Below are 19,656 nucleotides of genomic sequence, written 5' to 3'. Positions count from 1 at the left end.
CGCTGTCACTGTGCCGCGGTGGAATTCGACCCGCGCATCTTGATGTTCGTCATTTTCGGGCTCGGCCTGATGCTGGCAGTGCCGCTGGAAAAGTGGCTGGCGCGGTTCTGGCTGTCGCTGCCCATCGTCTATGTCGCGGCCGGATATGCGCTTTATTCGCTGCCGTTCGACCTGCCCCATATCAACCCGACCTTCGACGGCTTCGACGCGCTTGCCCTTGAATACATCACGGAGTTCATCGTCATCGCCTCGCTGATGGCGGCGGGTATTGCGATCGACCGGCCTGTCAGCTGGAAGAACTGGCGACAGATCTGGCCGCTGCTGGTGATCGCCATGCCGCTCACCATAGCAGCCGTCGCCTTTCTGGGCTGGTGGGCGCTCGGGCTACCCGTTGCCAGCGCGCTGCTGCTGGGTGCGGCGATGGCGCCGACCGATCCGGTCCTTGCGCGGAGCGTGCAGGTCGGGCCTCCGGGCGAGAACGAGCGGCACGACGTGCGCTTTTCGCTGACGGTCGAGGCGGGCCTGAACGATGGGCTCGCCTTCCCCTTCACCTACCTCGCCATCGCTGCGGTCGGCATGACCTCGCTCGGTGCGTGGACGCTCGAATGGGTGGCCCTCGATCTCGTGTGGCGGATCGCGGCAGGCGTGGCTGTCGGCTGGGCGGTCGGCCGAGCGGGCGCATGGTATGTCTTCGAACGCGAGGCCGATGCGGCGGTCAAGGATATCGAAGAGGATAGCGAGACCCAGCCGAAATACAGCACCAGCGAGGGGCTGATCGTGCTCGGCACGCTGCTGCTGGGCTACGGGCTGGCAGAACTGGTGGAGGGTTACGGTTTCCTCGCGGTGTTCGTGGGCGCTGTGACCGCACGCCAGCGCGAGAACCGCAGCCGCTATCACAAACTCAGCCACCATTTCATCGACCAGATCGAGCAGATCGTGCTGGTCGCCGTCCTCTTCGGCTTCGGCGCCATGCTGGCAAGCGGCGTGCTCGATGCGCTGACCTGGCCGGCCGCGCTGGTCGGGATTGCGCTGGTTTTCGTGATCCGCCCGGTCGCAGGGCTGATGTCGGAGGCGCTCAGCGACCTGCCGACCATCGGCAAGCTCGCGGTCGCTTTCCTCGGCGTGCGCGGGATGGGGTCGATCTACTACCTCGCCTACGGCCAGAACCACGCGGCATTCGAGGGGCTGGACGTGCTCTGGGCTACCGCGAGCTTCACGATCCTGCTTTCGATTGTGTGCCACGGCATTATCGCCGGCCCCTTCATCGCCTATGTCGAAAAGCGCCGCGCGCATATCCATGACGGGCAGGAAGAGGAAATGGACTGCCTCGCACCGGACGAAAGCCGGTTGGCCGTCGAGCCTCACGCCAAGCCGGAATAGCAAAAGGGCGGCAGGATCGCTCCCGCCGCCCTTTCGATATTCGGTCTAGCCAGCCGGAAGCTTACTTCTTGGCAGCAGCCTTCTTGGCCGGGGCCTTCTTCTTGGCCGGAGCCTTCTTGGCTGCGGGCTTCTTCTCGCCCTCGTCCTTCTTGGCAGCGGCCTTCTTTGCCGGAGCCTTCTTGGCGGGGGCCTTCTTTGCAGCAGGCTTCTTCTCGTCCTTCTTGTCGTCGGACTTCTTGGCAGCCGCCTTCTTGGCCGGAGCCTTCTTCGCAGCAGCCTTCTTCTTGGCCGGCTTCTTGGCTTCTTCGCCTTCGTCCGCTTCGATTGCGGCTTCGAGTTCCTCGCGCGTCACTTCGCGGTCGGTGATCTCGGCCTTGTCGAACAGGAAGTCGACGACCTTGTCTTCATAGAGCGGTGCGCGAAGCTGTGCAGCAGCCATCGGCTCCTGCTGGATGTACTGCATGAACCGCTCACGGTCTTCCGGGCGATACTGCTGTGCAGCCTGCTGGATCAGCATGCTCATTTCGTTCGGGGTGACCTGGACGTTGTTGGCCTGGCCGATTTCCGACAGCAGCAGGCCAAGGCGCACGCGGCGTTCGGCGATGTTGCGGTAGTCGTCCTTCTCGGCGTCCATTTCCTTGAGCATCTCTTCGGGGTTTTCCGAACGAGCGGCTTCCTGCTGGAGCTGGGCCCAGATCTGGTCGAATTCGGCATCGACCATGCTCTGCGGCACGGCGAAGTCGTGGCCGGCAGCCAGTTGGTCGAGCAGCGAACGCTTCATCTGCGTGCGGGTGAGGCCGGCAGTTTCCTGCTCGAGCTGGCCGCGCAGCAGTTCCTTGAGCTTGTCGATACCGTCGAGGCCGAAGTTCTTGGCAAAATCGTCGTCGAGCTTGGTTTCGCCTTCGACCTTCACCTGCTTCACGGTGACGTCGAATTCCGCCTTCTTACCGGCGAGGTGGGTCGCCTGGTAATCTTCGGGGAAGGTCACTTCGATGGTCTTGGTGTCGCCGGTCTTCACGCCGGTCAGCTGGTCTTCGAAGCCGGGGATGAACATGCCCGAGCCAAGCACGAGGGCTGCGTCTTCGGCCTTGCCGCCTTCGAATTCCTCGCCGTCGACACGGCCGACGAAATCGATGATCAGCTGGTCGCCTTCGGCTGCCTTCTTGGTCTTGGCGGCGTCCTTGTAGCTCTTGTTGTTCTCGGCAAGCTTGCCGATCGCGTCCATGACTTCCTCGTCGGAAACCGGAACGGTCAGGCGCTCGATCTTGAGATCGTCGGTGCTCGGCGCTTCGACTTCGGGAAGCACTTCGAGTTCGACGGTGAGGGTGGCGTCCTTGCCTTCCTCGTAGCCTTCGCCCAGCTCGACCTTCGGCTGCATCGCCGGCTTGAGCTTGTTGTCGGCCATGGTCTTGTCGACCGATTCGCGAATCATGTCGTTCACGGCCTGGGCGTGCATCTGCTCGCCATGCATCTTGCGGATCAGGTTCGCGGGGACCTTGCCGGGGCGGAAGCCAGGCATCTTCACCTGCGGGGCGACCTTCTTCACCTCGCCATCGACGCGGGCTTCGATTTCCTTGGCCGGGATGGTGATGGCATAGGCCCGCTTGAGGCCTTCGTTGGCGGTTTCTTTGATCTGCATGGGTGTAGAACTCGTAAGTTTGTACTGTCTGTCTGTGCGAGAGTTTGCGATGAGCGGAACTGGTGCGGGCGAAGGGACTCGAACCCCCACATCTTTCGATACTGGTACCTAAAACCAGCGCGTCTACCAATTCCGCCACGCCCGCAAACTTGAAAGCGAAGCCCTGCGCTAACGAGGGTTCGCCGCGCATATAGGCGCGTGCCTCTAGTCGGATGCGACCAAAAGGGCAAGCGCGGCGAGGGTTCAAGGAACAGTGTTATGCGTCCAATCGTTTTCCACGCGAAAGGACTACTCCGATGAGCGACTACGAAACCCCCAAGATCCCTCCGGCAACGCCGCCCGTCATCGCGCCCGATGTCTCCCCCAAAACCGCCGCCGAAATGGAAGCCGATGGCGAAACCGAGGGCGATGTCCTTGCCGACCGTTCGGCGCCGGATGAAATCGACATCGAGACGGAGCGCGCCTTGCGCCCCGCAATGGAAGGCGGGCGCGACGGTGAAGGCGAACTGGCAGCCGATACCGCAACCATGCTTCCGCCCGACTGAGGAGAGACAACCATGGCTACCCAGCCCGATCCGGACATCATCAATCCCGGTGCGCCGCCGGAAATGCCGCCCGGCACCCAGCCGAACGAGGCACCGATGGAAGAACCGCCTTCGATCGACCCGACGCCGCCCGATTTCGACGAGCCCGGCCCCTCGCCGCTCGAAACGCCGCTGCCGCCCGATTGATCTTGCCGCGCCGCCCCGCGCGCATTACAGGCGCGCGCCATGACCGAAGAAACCAAAGCCCAGACCCCGCCCCTGCACCTCTCGGTGAACCCGAAGAGCAAGCATTTCGACGTCGACGTGCTCCAGCGCGGCGTGGGCATCCGGTTCAAGGGCCGTACCCGCACCGATATCGAGGAATACAATATTTCCGAAGGCTGGGTACGCGTGCAGGCCGGCAAGACCATGGACCGCCACGGCAACCCGCTGACGCTGAAGCTCAACGGCCCGGTCGAGGCTTGGTTCGAAGACATGGGCGACGAACCGCCTGTTGCGAAGGCCGACTGATCCGGCTTTCCCGTTTTCTTCCGCCCGTGCCAATGCGGGCGGCTTGAGAGCTTTCCGGTCCCGCAAGCCGCGTATTTCCGCTCTCAGGGCACGAAATGCGCGCGGCGGGACTTTTCCGTTCAGGACCGTGTTCCAAGCGTTCCGCCCCGCAGGACCACCCCAGCAAACTTGCATAAGCCGCGATTTGCGCCCACCTGCCCGCAAGGCACCATCATGACAGCAATCGAAAAACCCACCGTCATCATCATCGGCCGGCCCAATGTCGGCAAGTCGACGCTGTTCAACCGGCTCGTCGGCAAGAAGCTCGCGCTGGTCGACGACCAGCCGGGCGTCACGCGTGACCGGCGTATGGGCGATGCCGAGATTGCGGGCCTGGAATTCACCATCGTCGACACCGCCGGCTGGGAAGACGAGGATCCCGACAGTCTTCCGGGCCGCATGCGCAAGCAGACCGAAGTCAGCCTCGAAGGCGCCGATGCCGCGCTGTTCGTGGTCGATGCGCGCGCCGGCCTCACCCCGCTGGACGAGGAAATCGGCCGGTGGCTGCGCGGGCAGGACGTGCCGGTCGTACTCGTGTGCAACAAGGCGGAGGGCAAGGCTGCCGAACCGGGGATCCTCGAAAGCTACAGCCTCGGCCTTGGCGAGCCGCTCGGCATTTCCGCCGAACATGGCGAAGGCATCGCCGACCTCTTCACCGGCCTGTGGCCGATCATCGGTGCGAAGGCAGAGGCGGCGGAAGCCGCAGCAGAGCTCGAAGCTGAGATGGATGACGAAGACCTTTCCGGTCCGCTTAAGCTCGCCATCGTCGGCCGCCCCAATGCGGGCAAGTCCACGCTCATCAACCGCCTGCTCGGCGAGGATCGCCTGCTGACCGGCCCCGAAGCCGGGATCACGCGCGATTCGATTGCGGTCGATTACGAATGGCACGATCCCAAGACGAACGAGACGCGCGAGATCAGGCTGATCGACACGGCCGGCATGCGCAAGCGCGCCAAGGTCACCGAAAAGCTGGAAAAGCTCTCGGTCGCCGATGCCCGCCGTGCGATCGATTTTGCCGAAGTCGTCATCCTCCTGCTCGATGCCACCAAGGGACTCGAGCACCAGGACCTCAAGATCGCCGCCCATGCGCTGGAAGAAGGTCGCGCGCTGATGGTCGCGATCAACAAGTGGGACATCGCGGAGAATGCCTCCTCGCTGTTCAACGGCATTCGCGAGGCGCTCAACGAAGGGCTTTCGCAGGTTCGCGGCGTTCCGCTGTTCGCCGTGTCGGCGAAGACCGGCAAGGGCCTCGACACCATGCTGTCGGCCGCCTTCGAAATCCGCGAGGCATGGAGCCGCCGCGTGCCGACCGCTGCATTGAACCGCTGGTTCGACGACGCGCTGGCCGCCAATCCACCGCCTGCACCGGGCGGTCGCCGGATCAAGCTGCGCTACATCACGCAGGCGAGCGTGCGCCCGCCGCGCTTCGTGGTCTTCGGCACGCGCCTCGACGATCTGCCCAAGAGCTACGAGCGGTATCTCGTCAACGGCATCCGCGCAAAGCTCGGCTTCGATGCCGTGCCGGTGCGCGTCGTGCTGAAGAGCCCCAAGAACCCCTACGATTCGAACCGCGGAGGTGGCGGCAAATTCAGCGGCGGTGAAGGCCGTGACTGACGCGCTCCTGCTGATCCCGGGGATCGAGCTGCTCGAACGCACCAGCTCCTCGATCCGCGTGCAGAACGTGGTCCAGCTGTCGATGGCCCCGGCTTTCCTGCTCGCAGGCATCGGCGCGGTCATGAATGTCATGACCAACCGGCTCATCTGGGTCGCCAACAAGATCGAGAAGATCCTCAAGGTCGGCGGCGACGATGAAACCAACGACCTGCTGGTCGAAATCCCCGCGCTCGAAAAGCGGCGTATCCATGCCCAGCGAGCTGTGATGCTGAGTACGGCATCGGCTTTCACGATCAGCATCGTCATCATGCTGCTGTTCGTAAGCGCCTTCGTGAAGGCCCCGCTCGGCACCTTCGTCGCGCTCACATGGCTCATCACCATGGGCCTGCTGATGGCCGGCCTAGCATCCTTCCTGCTCGAGACACGGGTGGCAGCACGGCGCAATCGCGAACGAATGGCAGAGCGCACCTACGGCCCGTGAATCTGGCCGAATCGGCGGGTCGGTGCTAATCTCGCCGCACAACAGAACAGAACAGTATCCACTTTCATGGGTCGCGGACGGAGACCGACCATGAAAACCCCCATCACCTTGGGCATTGCCCTCGCCGCTCCCCTCGCGCTGTCAGGCCCGATGAGTTCGCCCACGTCTGCCGCGCTGAGCGAGGCCCAGCTCGCGGCACTCGACCCCACCCTGCCCGGCCGCAACGCCTGCAGGGGCTTCTTCACAGGAGCCGCTGCGCTAGACCGGCGGCTCGAGCTGGCAAGGTCCTTCGGTGCAAGCCAGCTTGCGACTGCGGCCACCATCGGCCTGATCGGAAACACCGGGCGCTACGACATTCCGGTCACCGGGCTAACGGGCGAAGCGCGCAGCTATTTCGACCAAGGCATCGCGCTGACTTACGGCTTCAACCACAAGGCCGCGATCCGCTCATTCCGCGAAGCTGCCCGTCTCGCACCCGACTGCGCCATGTGCTGGTGGGGCGTGGCGCTTGCCAATGGTCCGAACATCAACGCCGGGATGGACGACGCCGCGAACCGCGATGCGCTGGCAGCGCTCGAACGCGCGACCGAACTCGCCGCGAATGCAAGCGAGACCGAGCGGGCGATCATCGCTGCGCAAAAACAACGCTATTCGCTTAATGCAGATCGTGCCGCGCTCGACGCGCAATATGCGGATGCGATGGCAGCGCTGGCCGATGCCAATGCCAGCAACGACGACCTCCAGATTCTCGCAGCAGAAGCGGCGATGAACACGACGCCGTGGAACTACTGGACGGAAGGCAAGGAAGCGCAGCCACGCATCGGCAAGGCGGTCGAACGCATAGAGACCGTTCTCGCGCGCAATCCGCAGCATCCGCAGGCTTCGCACCTGCTCATCCACCTGCTCGAAAACGGACCCGATCCCAAGCGGGCGGAAGCGGCCGCGGACGAGCTCAATCGCAGCGGACCGCGCGCGCTGGGCCATCTCGTCCACATGCCCGCGCATATTTACTACCGGATCGGACGCTACGGGGATTCGATCGAGGCGAATATCGCCGCCGCGCGCGCCGATGAGGCCTATCTCGCCAGCGCACCCGAGGACGCGCTTTATCGTTACGGCTACTATCCGCATAACGTCCATTTCCTGCTGACCAGCGCGCAGATGGTCGGAAACATGCAGGCGGTGGCGAGCGAGACCGCACGGCTGGAAGGGATCCTCGATGCCGATATCGCGCGCCAGCTAGCCTGGGTGCAGGCGATCCATGCCGCGCCGCATTTCGCGCTCGCCCAGACGGGTTCGCCGCAGGCAATCCTAGCCCTGACCAGCGAGAAGTCCGACCTCGCCTATGTGGACGCGATGCGGCTCTATGCGCGGGCCGTCGGCCATGCACTGGCGGGTGACGAAGCTTCGGCCGAGGACGTGATCGGCCAGATCGACGCGATGATCGACGCACCCGAGGTGCAGGCCATGACCGAGCAGGGCTTCCCCGCTCCCGATATCGTCAAGCTGGCGGGCCTTGCCGCGCGCGGGCGACTGGCGCTGGCAAGCGGCGATGCGGCAGCGGCAGTGCGCTATTTCGAGCTGGCCGAGAGTATCGAGGCGACCATCCCCTATTCCGAGCCGCCCTTCTGGTATTACCCCGTCGCGCAATCGCGCGGCGCGGCGCTCTACAAGATGGGTCGTCACGAAGACGCCGTCGCCGCCTTCCGCAAGGCCTTGTTCCTGGCCCCGAACAATGGCTGGGCGCTCTATGGCCTGTCGAAAGCGCAGGCTGCGGCAGGCAACCGGCTGGAGGCCCGCGCAGCCAAGGCCAAGCTCGACGAGATCTGGCAGGGCGAGACCGACTGGCTCTCGATGGACCGGCTTTAGAGAATTCGGTTCGCCGTTAAATAGCGCCCGAACAGGGGCAGGAGGTTCCTGCGGCGAGACCGTAGGTGGGCGGTTGCGTCCTGTTCATTCGACCTGCGCATCAATGCGCCCCAGCAAGACAGGAGAACGCCATGACGCGCATTCACGTGTCGATTGAAGAACGGCGCTCGAGCAGTGGCGGCCCCATGATTGTCGAGGCACTGGACGTGCCCACTGCCCTCGCCATTGCGGACATCAACATGCACGAGGGGTGTGCGGAGCTGTGGGAGGGCGAGCGCCGGCTTGGCCGGCTGACGAAGCACGGCGGCGATCATGCAAGCTTCTGGGCGCTGGGGCCGAACTAGCCCTCGTCGCCCTCGCCGGCAGCCTTGGAATTGAGCTGCACGTAATTCTGCAGCCCCATGCGTTCGATCATGTCGAACTGTGTTTCGAGGAAGTCGACATGCTCTTCCTCGCTTTCCAGGATGCGCTCGAAGATTTCGCGGGTGGTGTAGTCGCGGACTTCCTCGCAATGGGAAATCGCGTCTTTGAGTAGCGGGATCGCTTCCATCTCGACTGCGAGATCGGCCTTGAGAATTTCCTCCACCGTCTCGCCCACCTTGAGCTTGTGGATGGCCTGGAAGTTGGGAAGGCCGCCGAGGAAGAGGATCCGCTCTGCCAGCACGTCGGCATGCTTCATCTCGTCGATCGATTCGTGACGTTCGTATTCGGCAAGCTTGGTCACGCCCCAATCGGCGAGGACACGGTAGTGCAGCCAGTACTGGTTGATCGCGGTCAGCTCGTTGGTGAGTGCCTTGTTGAGAAACTCGATGACCTTGGGATCGCCCTTCATGGCTCACTTCTCCGCTTGGATATTGCTTGCGAAGCTATGCGCGCTCCATGCGGCGGAAAGAAGGCCGGACAGCGAGAAAATGGCGGAATTCCGCCAGTTGAGAGCGATTTTCAGTAGCGGAAACTAGGCTGCGACAGTGGTCGGTTCGAAGGCCAATTCGCGCTCTTCGAAGATGATCGCATCGGCTTCGTCGAGGCAGGTCCCGCAAGCCGGGCGCTTGCCCAGGGCAGCGTAGCAAGCCTCTGCATCGCCCGGACAACGGCGCGCCACGTTGCGCAGCTCGCTTTCCCGAATGGCATTGCAGATGCAGGTGTACATGCGCCGTAGAATCCTTTGCGATTGATCCGCAAAAGCAGGTATAATGCGACTTATTCGCAATAGCAAGCAATCAGCGGCGGAGCTGGAACACCCTGCCGTAGGTCAGGCAGCGCCACAGCCACTCGAGCGGGCCGTATCGATAATGCTCCAGCCAGAGGCGCGACCAAAGGAGCATTACGATCCAGGCCAGGGCCACGACACCGTAGAGCGAGGTCCGTGACAGCTCGCCGAACAGGTCCAGGCCCCAGTTGCCGAAGACGAACAGCATCACGATCGAAGCGCCAAGGTAGTTGGTGAAAGCCGTCCTGCCCGCAGCCTTGATGCTTTGCCCGATCCGCCCGCTTGCCTGCGGCGCGTAGCTGACCAGCAGCCCCAGCATGCCGAGCATCATGACGAGGCGCGGCAGGGGCGCCCACCCGGTTGATGCGGCGAGACCCTCATAATAGCCGATACCGCCTTCGAGAGTGTCGAGGGCAATCCAGAGCAGCGCCGCGCCACCGACGAGAAAGCCTGTCCACGAGGCTGCAAGCAGCCTGCGGCCATTCATCCTGCCCTCGAACAGGCCGAAACGATAAAGCGCCATGCCGATCGCCATCAGTGGCAGGGCCTCCATCGCCCCGTCGAGCAGGCTGGCGAACGGCTCGGTGGCGTGCACCTCGAAAGTATGCGCCACGAAATCGAGATAGGTGCCATGCTGCCGGATCGCTGTTTCGACCTGCGCATCGTAGAGCCCGTATTCGGCTGCCTCCATGAAAGCGCCCCCCATGCCCTCGAGCGTTCCGTCATTTGCAATGGCACGCATGGTGATGAAGTTCACCAGCGCAAAGAACATCGCGCCTGTCAGGTAGCCGATCACGCCAAACGCCAGCTGCAACTTGGCCGACAGGCCCGAAAGCGCGATCACGCCGAAGCCGCACACTGCGTAGAGGAACAGGATGTCTCCCGCCCAGATGAAGTAGTAATGGATGAGGCCGAAGCAGCCGAGCCAGAACAACCGCCGCGCCTGTAAGCCCAGGGTGCGTCCGCTTTCCCAGCTCTTTTCGAGGAAGAGGTACAGCCCCGCCCCGAATAACAGGCTGAAGAGCCCGCGCATCTTTCCGTCGATCAGGACGAATTGTCCGACCCACAGCTGCATATCCAGATCGGTCGGCGTCAGCGTGAAGGCACCCGGGAAGAAAGCGGCCTCGAACGGCTGCCCCATGGCGATGATATTCGCCACGAGGATGCCCAGAACCGCGACCCCGCGCACGAAGTCGAGGCTTTCGATCCGTTCGCCACTTTCGGCGATAGGCTGGATCATGTCGGGTGTCGTGTCGCTCACGAGCGGGCTGTGTCCTGCATCATCCCCCTCACCCATAGCGGTATCGACGAATCAGGGAAGGTGGCTGGATCACCGGGTCACAAGACAATCATGTCCTCTGCGCTTCAGCGCGGCGCAGGCGGCATTCGCCTCCGAACGGCTTGCATAGCCGCCCGCCTGCAAGATCGTGAGCCGCCCTGCCGGCTTCTCGATCCGCTCGCGCCCCTCGATCTCGGGGAGCGCGGCGACACTGTTCCACATGCGTCCGACATTCCCCGGCACGCCGAAGGCGCCGAGTTGAACCTTCCACTGACCCGCCGTCCTGTCGGTAGCTGCGGTACGGGTAGGTGTCGCAACCGCAGGCGGAGCCGTGGCGGGTGCGGGAGATGCGGTGCGCGCAGGGACTTGCACTTGCCGGGTCGGGTCGGCCGCGGCACCAGAAGCAATGGCCATGAGGGCGATGTCGCGCTTTGGGGCGAGCTCGCTCTCGCCGATCTGCTCTGCCAGCATCAGCGCCTCGCGCTTCTGTTCGGCGGAAAGATAAGGATCCATGCGACCGAGCGCGCGGGTGGCTTGCGTAAGGCCTCCGACATCGGCGAGCGACGCAAGGGCATAGGCAAGCGGCCAGTCCTTTTCAGCCACGTCGCCATTGAAATGCGCGAGCGAGAGAAAATACCGCGCCGCCGTATTCCCGCGCCTCGCGGCCGTGCGCAAATAGGGGAGCGCCTCTGCCTCGGCTCCACGCTGGAACAGCAGGATACCATAAAGATCGGCCGCATCCTCGTGCCCCGATGCGGCTGCGGCGGCATAATATTCCTCGGCGCGGGTGAGGTCCTGCGACACGCCCCGGCCATACCGATAGGCCTGCGCGAGGTTGAATTGGGCATTCGCATCGCCTTGCGCGGCGGGCGCCTGCCATTCGCGGACCGCGGCACTATAATCGCCAGCATTCCAGGCGATCACGCCGGATCGTGTGTCCGCAAGCGCGGGCCCTGCGCATACCACCGCGATTGCCGCAGAGCCCAATGCCACCAAATATTTACCCGCCATCATCATAAGTCTGCCCCGATCCAAGTGGGAGCGGGACCCGTCCCGCCTCGCTCCACGGAATAGCAGGCCGTGCGTTAACATCTCGCAGCCACCCGGGCGATGCGGAATGTTTAACAGGATTAACCTTAAATTAGGGGTAGTCTGCGATCCCCTCAATTCGAGACCGCCGCACACCAGCGGCATAATGATTGTTACAGGCGCTATAGGGGGACCTAGCCTTGCGTGTACTGGCTTTGGCATCGCAGAAGGGCGGATCGGGTAAAACCACGCTCTCCGGACATCTGGCCGTTCAGGCCCAGCGAGCGGGCGCTGGCCCGGTCGTCCTGATCGACATCGACCCGCAGGGGTCGCTTGCCGACTGGTGGAACGAACGTGAAGCGGAATTGCCCGCCTTCGCCCAGACCACCGTCGCACGGCTCGCAGCCGACCTGGCGATTCTCCGCCAGCAGGGCTTTAAGCTTGCCGTCATCGATACGCCGCCGGCGATCACCATGGCGATCCAGTCGGTGATCTCGGTTGCCGAGCTGATCGTGGTTCCGACTCGTCCCAGCCCGCACGATCTTCGTGCCGTTGGCGCAACGGTCGACCTGTGCGAACGCGCCGGCAAGCCGCTGATCTTCGTGGTCAACGCTGCAACGCCCAAGGCCAAGATCACTTCGGAAGCAGCCGTCGCGCTCTCGCAGCACGGCACCGTTGCCCCGATCACCCTCCACCATCGCACCGATTTCGCTGCCTCGATGATCGACGGCCGCACGGTGATGGAAGTCGACCCGGAAAGCCGTTCGGCGGCAGAGGTCACCGCTCTCTGGAAGTATATTTCGGATCGGCTCGAAAAGCAGTTCCGCCGCACCGTCTTCTCTGCGCCGAATCAGCAGGCGCAGCAGCCCGGTGCATATCGCCCCGCCGGCGGCTTCGGTCGCCGGGTGGCCCAGTAAGAGCAACTAAGGAAAGGCGGAGGCCAGCCGGATGTCAGACGCCAATTTCGCATCTCTTTCCTCGACCCTGCTTGCACGCAAGGGCGGCGCGAAGCCTGCCATGCGTCCGCAGTCCGCGGCCCTCGGCCCGGTCGACGGCGTAGCGGCAGCTGCCAATCTCGAGGACCTGGGGTGGAACGACATGGGTGAAGATGCCCCGTCGCCTGCCTACCCCGAAGCCGCAAGCGTTGCAGGCGAAGCGCGCCGCATCATGCCCAAGGCGCCCTCGCTGTCCGAATCGAGCCTGATCCAGGCCGGTCCGGTCGAGCAGGTCGAAGAGACCGATTTCGCACAGGACAATGACGAGCAGCCTTCCGAGGGTGCCGATATCGTCCCGATCAACGCACGCCATGGTGAAGAATCGCCGTCTGCGAACCAGGTGCGCGAATCGATCGACAAGATCACCAGCCGGCTCGCCAGCCGGGACGAAGGCGACGCCGCCGAACCGGAACAGAAGACGGGAGTCCGTTTCGATGCTTCGGCGATTGCTGCGCCCAAGAAGAACAAGACAAAGCCCGCCACGCGTAGCAGCGCGGCGAGCAAGGGGAAGCGCGCGGCCTTCACGCTGCGTCTCGACCCGGAACGTCACCTGATGCTGCGTCTTGCCTGCACCGTTCGCGGCAGCAGCGCGCAGCAGCTGGTGACCGATGCTCTTGACGGCCTTTTGGCCGAAATGCCGGAAATCGCCAGCCTTGCTGCCCAGGTGCAGCAGCGCTCACATTGAATTTGAAGGACGTGGGATCGCCTTTTGAGGGGTAAAGTAATGACCAACAGGAACACCTTGATCCGGCTTGCCGTCACCACGGCACTTGCATCGACCGCCCTCGCCGGCTGCACGGGCAAGGTCGCGCCCACTGCCGCGCATTCTGCCGCCAAGGCCGAAACCGCGCTGAAGAAGGGCAAGGGCGACAAGGCGGTCGACCACGCGGAAGCCGCAGTCCTTGCCAGCCCGCGCGATGCCTACACCCGCACCCTTCTGGGCAATGCCTATCTGGAAGCCGGTCGCTTTGCGTCGGCAGCCCAGGCATTCTCGGACGCGATCGAGCTCGGCGACACCTCGCCGCGTACGGTCATCAGCCTCTCGCTCGCACAGACCGGCATGGGCGACCGTCCTGCCGCGATCTACACGCTCGAGCGTCATGAAGCTGTGATCGATCCGGCCGACTACGGCCTTGCCATCGCACTCGCCGGCCAGCCGCAGCGCGGCGTGCATGTCCTGTCGAACGCCCTTCGCGGCGGCCAGAACACGCCCAAGGTTCGCCAGAACCTCGCCTATGCCTATGCAATGAGCGGCCAGTGGCGCGAAGCGCGCATCATGGTTGCCGAAGACGTTCCGGCCGACAAGGTTGGCGATCGCATGGCCGAATGGGGCGCAATCGCGCGTCCCGAACAGTATCGCACCCGCATCGCGAGCCTGCTGGACGTCGAGATCCAGAACGATCCGGGCCTCCCGACGATGCTTGCGCTCAACAACAACCCCAGTGTCGACATGCTCGCTTCGGAAAACGTCGAACAGGCGGACAGCGGTTTCGCATTCGCAGCCGAACTTCCCGCAGCCGTACCGGCTGAGGAAGTCGAGAGCTTCGACGTCGATGCCGAGGCAACTTTCGCCGGTGCAGCGCCTGCTGCTCCGGCCGCAGACGAGCCGCGTTTCGTTCCGGCCAAGCCGGCTGCGGACAAGCCGGTCGTGGTTGCGTCCCTTGATAGTGAAGATGAGGTTTCCAAGCCGATCGCGAAACCCGCTGCAGCTTCGAAGCCGGCACCTGCCGCAAAGCCTGCGCCGCGCCTCGCTGTCGCCAAGGGTGACTACAACATCCAGCTCGGTTCCTACTTCACGATGGAAGACGCGCTGGCTGGCTGGGACAAGTTCCAGGCCATGTATCCCGAACTGGCCGATGCAGAGCGCACCATCAGCCGCGCACGCGTCAACGGCCGCCTCTACTTCCGCGTAGCCGCCACCGGATACGCCAAGGACACGGCGCGCTCCATGTGCTCCAGCGTCAAGGGCAAGGGCGGCGGCTGCATCGCCTACGCCCAGGACAACCCGCTGCCGGGCGCACTTCTCGATAACGGTGCCGTAAGGGTCGCAGCGCGCTAAGCGCGAACCAGAAATACCACCGAGCCTTGCCCCTTCCGGTTCCGACCGGGAGGGGCTTTTCTTATTCGCGAGGGGTCACAGCGCGACTTCGACGCCGCCCTTCCACAGCTTGAGCACGCTGCCCTGCGTCGGCTGGCCATCGAAAGGCGTGTTGCCCGCGCTGGCTTCCATCTTCGCGCTCTGGATGACCCAAGGCTTGTCGGCATCGATCAGCGCGATGTCGGCTTCGAGCCCTGCCTTCAGCTCACCGGCTTCGACACCCAGCAGGCGCGCAGGATTGCGGCTGACGAGGTCGAAGGCGCGCGGCAGGTCGATCACCTCATCGCGCACGAGCGAGAGCGTCATGGCCAGCAGCGTCTCTGCCCCTGCCATGCCCGGTTCGGCATCGGCGAACGGCAGTCGCTTGTCTTCCGGCCCGCGCGGATCGTGCCCGCTCGCGATGACATCGATCGTACCATCGGCGATCGCTTCGCGCACAGCCTGTCGGTCGTCCTCGCTACGCAGCGGCGGAGAGAGGCGCGCAAAGGTGCGGAATTCTGCGGTCGCAAGGTCGGACAACATGAAATGGGCCGGCGTAACGCCCGCAGTGATCTGCTGGCCTGAGGCCTTGGCCTTGCGAACGAGTTCGAGGCCGGCACGTGTCGTCACCTGCCGGAAATGAATCCGCGCACCCGCCATCCCGGCAAGCGCCAGGTCGCGCGCAATGGCGATGGCCTCTGCCTCAGCCGGTGCGCTCGGCAGGCCCCTGCGCGTGGCATATTCGCCTGCCGTGGCAACAGCTTCGCCCACGAGAGCCGCATCTTCGGCATGGGTCACGACGGGCATGTCGAGCATGGCGGCATATTGCAGCAGCCGCAGCATGACGCCGCTATCGGCAATCCATTGGCGTCCGGTAGAGACGCCCCTCGCCCCGGCATCGCGCATCAGCGCGATCTCTGCGATTTCGCGCCCTTCCAGACCGCGGGTCGCCGCGGCCAGAGGGTGAACCCAGAAATCGGGCTTCCCGCTCTTGGAAATATACGAAACGCGGCTCGGCAGATCGAGCATCGGCGACTGGTCGGGCATCAAGGCGGCACGGGTAATCCCGCCGAAATGGAAGGCGGGCTTGTCGACGGCGAAGACGCCCAGATCGACGAGACCGGGCGCGACCAGCTTGCCGCGTGCATCGAGGCTTTCACCCTCGCTTGCAGCGGCATAGCCGACCGCGGCGATCTTGCCATCCTCGAGGCGCAGCGAGCCTTCCTGCACGCCATCGGGCGTTACGATGCGGGCGTTCGTGATGGTGATGGGGTTGGGTTGTTTCATGCGACGTCTCCCCATCCCTCGACCCCGCGTGCACGGCGCGTGAGCACGTCGAGGCAGGCCATGCGGATCGCCACGCCCATCTCGACCTGCCGGGTGATGATCGAACGGTCGATCATGTCGGCGACCTCGCTATCGATCTCCACACCCCGGTTCATCGGTCCCGGGTGCATGACCAGCGTATCCGATTTCGCCTTTTCGAGGCGCGCTTTCGTGAGGCCATAGAGGTGGTGATACTCGCGCGCCGAGGGAATGAACTGGCCGCTCATCCGCTCGGTCTGGAGACGCAGCATCATCGCCACGTCCGCCCCGTGAAGCGCGGCGTCGAAATCATGGAAGACCTCGGCTCCCATGCCCTCGATCCCGCTCGGCATGAGCGCGGGCGGTGCGCAGAGGCGTACCGTCGCACCGAGCGCCTGGAGGCACAGCAGGTTGGAACGCGCCACGCGGCTGTGCAGGATATCGCCGCAGATCACGATGACGAGGCCGGTGAAATCGTCGGCCGTCTCGCCGCGGTCGCGCAGGGCGTGGCGCAGCGCCAGCGCGTCGAGCAGCGCCTGTGTCGGGTGCTCGTGCTGGCCGTCGCCCGCATTGAGGACCGGGCAATCGACCTTGTCCGCAATCAGCCCGGTCGCCCCGCTCGATCCGTGGCGGATCACGATGGCATCGGCACGCATGGCATTGAGCGTAATGGCCGTGTCGATCAGCGTCTCGCCCTTCTTCACGCTCGACTGCGCGGCGTGCATATTGACCACGTCGGCGCCCAGCCGCTTGCCTGCAATCTCGAAGCTCAGCAGCGTGCGCGTCGAGTTTTCGAAGAAGGCATTGATGATCGTCAGGCCGGCCAACGCATCGCTGTGCTTGGTGCGCTGCCGGTTGAGGGCGACCCATTGTTCCGCCTCGTCCAGCAGGAACAGGATTTCGTGCCGCTCCAGCTGGCCGATGCCGAGCAGGTCGCGATGCGGAAAGGCCAGCGCACCCGCAGGATAGCGGGCCGCGTGGGGCGATGTGTCCGAACTTGTCATTAAAGCCACGCCCTTAGTCGAGTGGTTTCGCACCCTCAAGCATATTCCTGTGGCACATTGCCCTCCCCTTCCCTACGTCAGAGGGCAAGAACGAAGGCAAAGGACGAGATTTCATGGGTTTTGCAGGCAAGGTCTGGCGCTTGCTGGTCGGCATCAAGGACGGCCTCGTGCTCCTCTTCATGCTGCTGTTCTTCTGGGCCCTATTCGCGGTCCTCACCGCACGCCCCAGCCCGGCACAGGTTCGCGAAGGCGCTCTCCTGCTCGATCTCGATGGCGTTGTCGTCGAAGAGCGCACGCCGATCGACCCGATCGCGGCTCTCCTTTCCCAGTCGGCGCCCGTTGGCGAATACCAGGCGCGCGATCTCGTCCGCGCAATCGACAAGGCAGCAGAAGACGACCGGATTACCGCCGTCGTGCTCGACCTCGACGGTTTCCTCGGTGCAGGCCAGGTCCACCTGCAGGATATCGGCGAAGCGCTCGACCGGGTGCGTGCGGCTCAAAAGCCCGTGCTCACCTATGCGACCGCCTATGCCGATGACGGGGTGTTCCTCGCCGCGCATGCCAGCGAGGTCTGGCTCAATCCGCTCGGCGGCGCGGTCGTCGCCGGTCCCGGAGGCAATCGCCTCTATTATGCGGGCCTGCTCGACAAGCTGAAGATCAACGCCCGCGTCTACAAGGTCGGCACCTACAAGAGCGCGGTCGAACCCTACACCCAGACCGGCATGTCCGAACCCGCGCGTGAGAATGCGAATGCGCTCTATGGCGCGCTGTGGGAAGAGTGGCAGGCCAATGTGAAAGCAGCCCGTCCCGCAATCGATCTGGATCTCGTGACCAAGACCCCGGCCGAATGGGTCGAGGCCGCCAATGGCGATCTTGCAGCAGCCTCGCTAAGCGCTGGGCTGGTCGACAAGCTCGGCAGCCGCGTAGACTTCGGCAAGCGCGTGGCTGAACTGGTCGGCGAAGACGATTGGAGCGACCTGCCCGGCGCCTATCCCTCGACCCCGCTCGATGCCTGGCTCGAAGCCAATCCGTGGGACAGGAGCGGCAAGGCAATCGGCGTCGTCACCATCGCCGGCGAGATCGTCGACGGCGAGGCAGGCCCGGGTACGGCAGGCGGTACGCGCATCGCCGACCTCCTCGACGAAGCGCTTGATCGCGACTTTGCAGGGCTGGTGGTCCGCGTCGATTCCCCGGGCGGTTCGGTGCTCGCTTCGGAAGAAATCCGCGACGCGATCCTGCGCCACAAGGAACGCGATATTCCTGTCGCCGTATCGATGGCCAATGTCGCTGCGAGCGGCGGTTACTGGGTCTCCACCCCTGCGGACAGGATTTTTGCAGAGCCCGATACGATCACCGGCTCGATCGGCATCTTTGCCGTGCTCCCGACGTTCGAGGAAGCAGCGGCCAGCATCGGTGTGAACGCCGATGGCGTGCGGACTAGCCCCCTCTCGGGCCAGCCCGACCTGATCGGCGGCTTCACGCCCGATGTAGACCGGATCCTGCAGGCTTCCATCGAAAACGGGTATACCGACTTCATCACCCGCGTCGCCGAAGCGCGCGGCATGACGACCGAGCAGGTCGATGCCGTCGGCCAGGGCCGCGTGTGGGACGGCGGCACTGCTCGCCAGCTTCGTCTTGTCGACGAGTACGGCGGCGTGGACGAAGCGCTGGCGTGGGTTGCCGGCCAGGCGGATCTTGCAGCCGGGGAATGGCACGCTTCCTATCTGGGCGATCAGGCCAGCACCGCCGACACGATCCTGCGCCAGCTGCTCATGGGCGAGGAAGAAACGGGCAGCCGCGACGTCTTTGCCATGCTTGCCGAAGGCGAAAGCGCGCGTGCAGGCATGATCGTGAACGATGCGCAGCGACTGCTGACGACGCGCGGCGCGCAGGCCTATTGCCTCGCCTGCCCGGCCCCGGCTTCGGCGAGGGCACAGGGGGCACGCACGGTCGATGGCTTCTTCGCGCGCCTGGCGGCATTTTTCGCCGACTGAGGTGCTTGCAACCTTGCGATTCGCAGCGTAAAGGCCCGCCCCTGCCCGGCGCTCTGGCGCCGCATTCGGGCGGGCGCGTAGCTCAGTGGTAGAGCACACCCTTCACACGGGTGGGGTCGCAAGTTCAATCCTTGCCGCGCCCACCATTTCCCACCCCATACCGGATCGCCAGGACGCTCTCCTCGTCCGCGTGGAGGCCGTTCGCGGCCGTTGGCATTTGCAACGCAACGCCCTTGCGCAAAAAGCGGCCGTTCGTGTGGAACGATTTCGAGGCTCCGCGCGTTCGGACCGCACGAATTGGGAATAAACCGGGGAAGCATTCGAGAATGGCCGATGTGATGATCGTCGATGACGAGGCACTTGTGCTTTTCGATCTCGTAATGACAGTGGAAGATCTCGGTTACGGGGTGCATTCGGAATCCACCACCATCGAAGATGCCATTTCCGCCATCGAGTCTGGTTCTCCTCCCGATGTTGCGCTGCTCGATATCGACGTTGGTGGCAGTCCGGTGTGGCCGCTCGCGCGCAAGATCGTGGAGCATGGCAGGCCGGTGGTTTTCGTCAGCGCGAACCTGAACCACGAGGAATTGCGCGAGGAATTCGCCTCGTGTGGCCGCATCGACAAACCCGCATCCCCCGACGAAATAGCCGCCGCGATCGCGGGCGCTCTCAACTAGGACTACTGC

Annotated in this window: 20 protein-coding genes and 2 tRNA genes; 14 read left to right on the top strand and 8 right to left on the bottom strand. The window is 64.1% G+C overall.

All coding sequences use genetic code 11. The features are described from left to right. Positions 1 to 18 precede the first annotated feature (18 nt). Positions 19 to 1,380 (top strand): cation:proton antiporter, encoded by a 1,362-nt coding sequence (locus K3136_RS11610; RefSeq protein WP_247711345.1) that lies wholly within the window; start codon positions 19 to 21, stop codon positions 1,378 to 1,380. A gap of 61 nt (positions 1,381 to 1,441) precedes the next feature. On the opposite strand, the gene tig is transcribed toward K3136_RS11610, so the two are convergent. Both tig and K3136_RS11600 read right to left on the bottom strand, forming a co-directional pair. After that, positions 1,442 to 3,019 carry a trigger factor gene (tig, locus tag K3136_RS11605; protein ID WP_221430468.1) on the bottom strand — a complete coding sequence of 526 codons (1,578 nt, stop codon included), beginning with the start codon at positions 3,017 to 3,019 and terminating at the stop codon, positions 1,442 to 1,444. 60 nt (positions 3,020 to 3,079) lie between these two features. Then, a tRNA-Leu gene (locus K3136_RS11600) sits at positions 3,080 to 3,164 on the bottom strand. Between the two features lie 151 nt (positions 3,165 to 3,315). On the opposite strand from K3136_RS11600, the gene K3136_RS11595 reads away from it, so the two are divergent. From K3136_RS11595 to K3136_RS11565, 7 genes are all read left to right on the top strand, one after another. Then, positions 3,316 to 3,564: a hypothetical protein gene (locus K3136_RS11595; RefSeq protein WP_221430467.1), complete on the top strand. Its 249-nt coding sequence runs from the start codon at positions 3,316 to 3,318 to the stop codon at positions 3,562 to 3,564. 12 nt (positions 3,565 to 3,576) lie between these two features. Then, on the top strand, positions 3,577 to 3,750 hold the full coding sequence (locus K3136_RS11590) for a hypothetical protein (RefSeq protein ID WP_221430466.1): 174 nt from the start codon (positions 3,577 to 3,579) through the stop codon (positions 3,748 to 3,750). 39 nt (positions 3,751 to 3,789) lie between these two features. Beyond that, on the top strand, positions 3,790 to 4,074 hold the full coding sequence (locus K3136_RS11585; protein WP_221430465.1) for a DUF3297 family protein: 285 nt from the start codon (positions 3,790 to 3,792) through the stop codon (positions 4,072 to 4,074). Positions 4,075 to 4,287: 213 nt separating this feature from the next. Further along, entirely contained in the window at positions 4,288 to 5,727 is a 1,440-nt protein-coding gene (gene der / locus K3136_RS11580; protein WP_221430464.1) for a ribosome biogenesis GTPase Der, read from the top strand. Next, positions 5,720 to 6,208, top strand: coding sequence for a DUF2721 domain-containing protein (locus K3136_RS11575; RefSeq protein WP_221430463.1), 489 nt, complete (start codon positions 5,720 to 5,722; stop codon positions 6,206 to 6,208). Before der ends, K3136_RS11575 begins: the two co-directional genes overlap by 8 nt. Before the next feature lie 90 nt (positions 6,209 to 6,298). Further along, positions 6,299 to 8,077: a tetratricopeptide repeat protein gene (locus tag K3136_RS11570; RefSeq protein WP_221430462.1), complete on the top strand. Its 1,779-nt coding sequence runs from the start codon at positions 6,299 to 6,301 to the stop codon at positions 8,075 to 8,077. A gap of 131 nt (positions 8,078 to 8,208) precedes the next feature. Then, the gene (locus tag K3136_RS11565; protein WP_221430461.1) at positions 8,209 to 8,421 is read left to right on the top strand and encodes a hypothetical protein; all 213 of its coding nucleotides are present in this window, start codon (positions 8,209 to 8,211) and stop codon (positions 8,419 to 8,421) included. Here the strand turns inward: K3136_RS11565 and bfr are convergent. From bfr to K3136_RS11545, 4 genes are all read right to left on the bottom strand, one after another. Then, positions 8,418 to 8,909 (bottom strand): bacterioferritin, encoded by a 492-nt coding sequence (gene bfr / locus K3136_RS11560; protein WP_221430460.1) that lies wholly within the window; start codon positions 8,907 to 8,909, stop codon positions 8,418 to 8,420. The genes K3136_RS11565 and bfr overlap by 4 nt on opposite strands. Before the next feature lie 123 nt (positions 8,910 to 9,032). Next, a complete protein-coding gene (locus tag K3136_RS11555; RefSeq protein ID WP_221430459.1) occupies positions 9,033 to 9,227 on the bottom strand; it encodes a (2Fe-2S)-binding protein in 195 nt (64 codons plus the stop codon). Positions 9,228 to 9,297: 70 nt separating this feature from the next. Beyond that, on the bottom strand, positions 9,298 to 10,548 hold the full coding sequence (locus K3136_RS11550; RefSeq protein ID WP_247711344.1) for a DUF418 domain-containing protein: 1,251 nt from the start codon (positions 10,546 to 10,548) through the stop codon (positions 9,298 to 9,300). 69 nt (positions 10,549 to 10,617) lie between these two features. Continuing rightward, positions 10,618 to 11,490, bottom strand: a complete 873-nt coding sequence (locus K3136_RS11545) for an SPOR domain-containing protein (protein WP_247711343.1) — start codon at positions 11,488 to 11,490, stop codon at positions 10,618 to 10,620. A 305-nt stretch (positions 11,491 to 11,795) separates the two neighbouring features. On the opposite strand from K3136_RS11545, the gene K3136_RS11540 reads away from it, so the two are divergent. From K3136_RS11540 to K3136_RS11530, 3 genes are read left to right on the top strand one after another with little or no spacing between them, the layout of a single operon-like run. Continuing rightward, positions 11,796 to 12,512, top strand: coding sequence for a ParA family protein (locus K3136_RS11540; protein ID WP_221430457.1), 717 nt, complete (start codon positions 11,796 to 11,798; stop codon positions 12,510 to 12,512). A gap of 31 nt (positions 12,513 to 12,543) precedes the next feature. Beyond that, complete coding sequence (locus K3136_RS11535) at positions 12,544 to 13,275, top strand: hypothetical protein (RefSeq protein WP_221432348.1); 732 nt, start codon at positions 12,544 to 12,546, stop codon at positions 13,273 to 13,275. Positions 13,276 to 13,314: 39 nt separating this feature from the next. After that, entirely contained in the window at positions 13,315 to 14,649 is a 1,335-nt protein-coding gene (locus tag K3136_RS11530; protein ID WP_221430456.1) for a tetratricopeptide repeat protein, read from the top strand. 75 nt (positions 14,650 to 14,724) lie between these two features. Here K3136_RS11530 and K3136_RS11525 read toward each other — a convergent pair whose 3' ends face one another. Both K3136_RS11525 and K3136_RS11520 read right to left on the bottom strand, forming a co-directional pair. Beyond that, positions 14,725 to 15,954 (bottom strand): dihydroorotase, encoded by a 1,230-nt coding sequence (locus tag K3136_RS11525; RefSeq protein ID WP_221430455.1) that lies wholly within the window; start codon positions 15,952 to 15,954, stop codon positions 14,725 to 14,727. Then, positions 15,951 to 16,976, bottom strand: a complete 1,026-nt coding sequence (locus K3136_RS11520; RefSeq protein ID WP_221430454.1) for an aspartate carbamoyltransferase catalytic subunit — start codon at positions 16,974 to 16,976, stop codon at positions 15,951 to 15,953. Before K3136_RS11520 ends, K3136_RS11525 begins: the two co-directional genes overlap by 4 nt. A 113-nt stretch (positions 16,977 to 17,089) precedes the next feature. On the opposite strand from K3136_RS11520, the gene sppA reads away from it, so the two are divergent. The 3 genes from sppA (at position 17,090) to K3136_RS11505 (ending at position 19,647) form a co-directional block, all read left to right on the top strand. Further along, on the top strand, positions 17,090 to 18,970 hold the full coding sequence (gene sppA, locus K3136_RS11515) for a signal peptide peptidase SppA (protein WP_221430453.1): 1,881 nt from the start codon (positions 17,090 to 17,092) through the stop codon (positions 18,968 to 18,970). 71 nt (positions 18,971 to 19,041) lie between these two features. Next, positions 19,042 to 19,116 (top strand) — tRNA-Val (locus K3136_RS11510). Between the two features lie 180 nt (positions 19,117 to 19,296). After that, positions 19,297 to 19,647 carry a response regulator gene (locus K3136_RS11505; protein WP_221430452.1) on the top strand — a complete coding sequence of 117 codons (351 nt, stop codon included), beginning with the start codon at positions 19,297 to 19,299 and terminating at the stop codon, positions 19,645 to 19,647. The last annotated feature ends 9 nt before the right edge of the window (positions 19,648 to 19,656 follow it).

The organism is Qipengyuania gelatinilytica (assembly GCF_019711315.1).
GTDB lineage: Bacteria > Pseudomonadota > Alphaproteobacteria > Sphingomonadales > Sphingomonadaceae > Qipengyuania > Qipengyuania gelatinilytica.
Note: the sequence above shows the minus strand (reverse complement) of the source record. Positions and strands in the feature narration are given on the sequence as shown.

Coding starts and splice junctions, on each gene's coding strand:
- tig (WP_221430468.1), bottom strand. CDS start 3,019: ATGCAGATCAAAGAAACCGCCAACGAAGGCCTCAAGCGGGCCTATGCC.
- K3136_RS11595 (WP_221430467.1), top strand. CDS start 3,316: ATGAGCGACTACGAAACCCCCAAGATCCCTCCGGCAACGCCGCCCGTC.
- K3136_RS11590 (WP_221430466.1), top strand. CDS start 3,577: ATGGCTACCCAGCCCGATCCGGACATCATCAATCCCGGTGCGCCGCCG.
- K3136_RS11585 (WP_221430465.1), top strand. CDS start 3,790: ATGACCGAAGAAACCAAAGCCCAGACCCCGCCCCTGCACCTCTCGGTG.
- der (WP_221430464.1), top strand. CDS start 4,288: ATGACAGCAATCGAAAAACCCACCGTCATCATCATCGGCCGGCCCAAT.
- K3136_RS11570 (WP_221430462.1), top strand. CDS start 6,299: ATGAAAACCCCCATCACCTTGGGCATTGCCCTCGCCGCTCCCCTCGCG.
- K3136_RS11565 (WP_221430461.1), top strand. CDS start 8,209: ATGACGCGCATTCACGTGTCGATTGAAGAACGGCGCTCGAGCAGTGGC.
- bfr (WP_221430460.1), bottom strand. CDS start 8,909: ATGAAGGGCGATCCCAAGGTCATCGAGTTTCTCAACAAGGCACTCACC.
- K3136_RS11555 (WP_221430459.1), bottom strand. CDS start 9,227: ATGTACACCTGCATCTGCAATGCCATTCGGGAAAGCGAGCTGCGCAAC.
- K3136_RS11535 (WP_221432348.1), top strand. CDS start 12,544: ATGTCAGACGCCAATTTCGCATCTCTTTCCTCGACCCTGCTTGCACGC.
- K3136_RS11530 (WP_221430456.1), top strand. CDS start 13,315: ATGACCAACAGGAACACCTTGATCCGGCTTGCCGTCACCACGGCACTT.
- K3136_RS11525 (WP_221430455.1), bottom strand. CDS start 15,954: ATGAAACAACCCAACCCCATCACCATCACGAACGCCCGCATCGTAACG.
- K3136_RS11520 (WP_221430454.1), bottom strand. CDS start 16,976: ATGACAAGTTCGGACACATCGCCCCACGCGGCCCGCTATCCTGCGGGT.
- sppA (WP_221430453.1), top strand. CDS start 17,090: ATGGGTTTTGCAGGCAAGGTCTGGCGCTTGCTGGTCGGCATCAAGGAC.
- K3136_RS11505 (WP_221430452.1), top strand. CDS start 19,297: ATGGCCGATGTGATGATCGTCGATGACGAGGCACTTGTGCTTTTCGAT.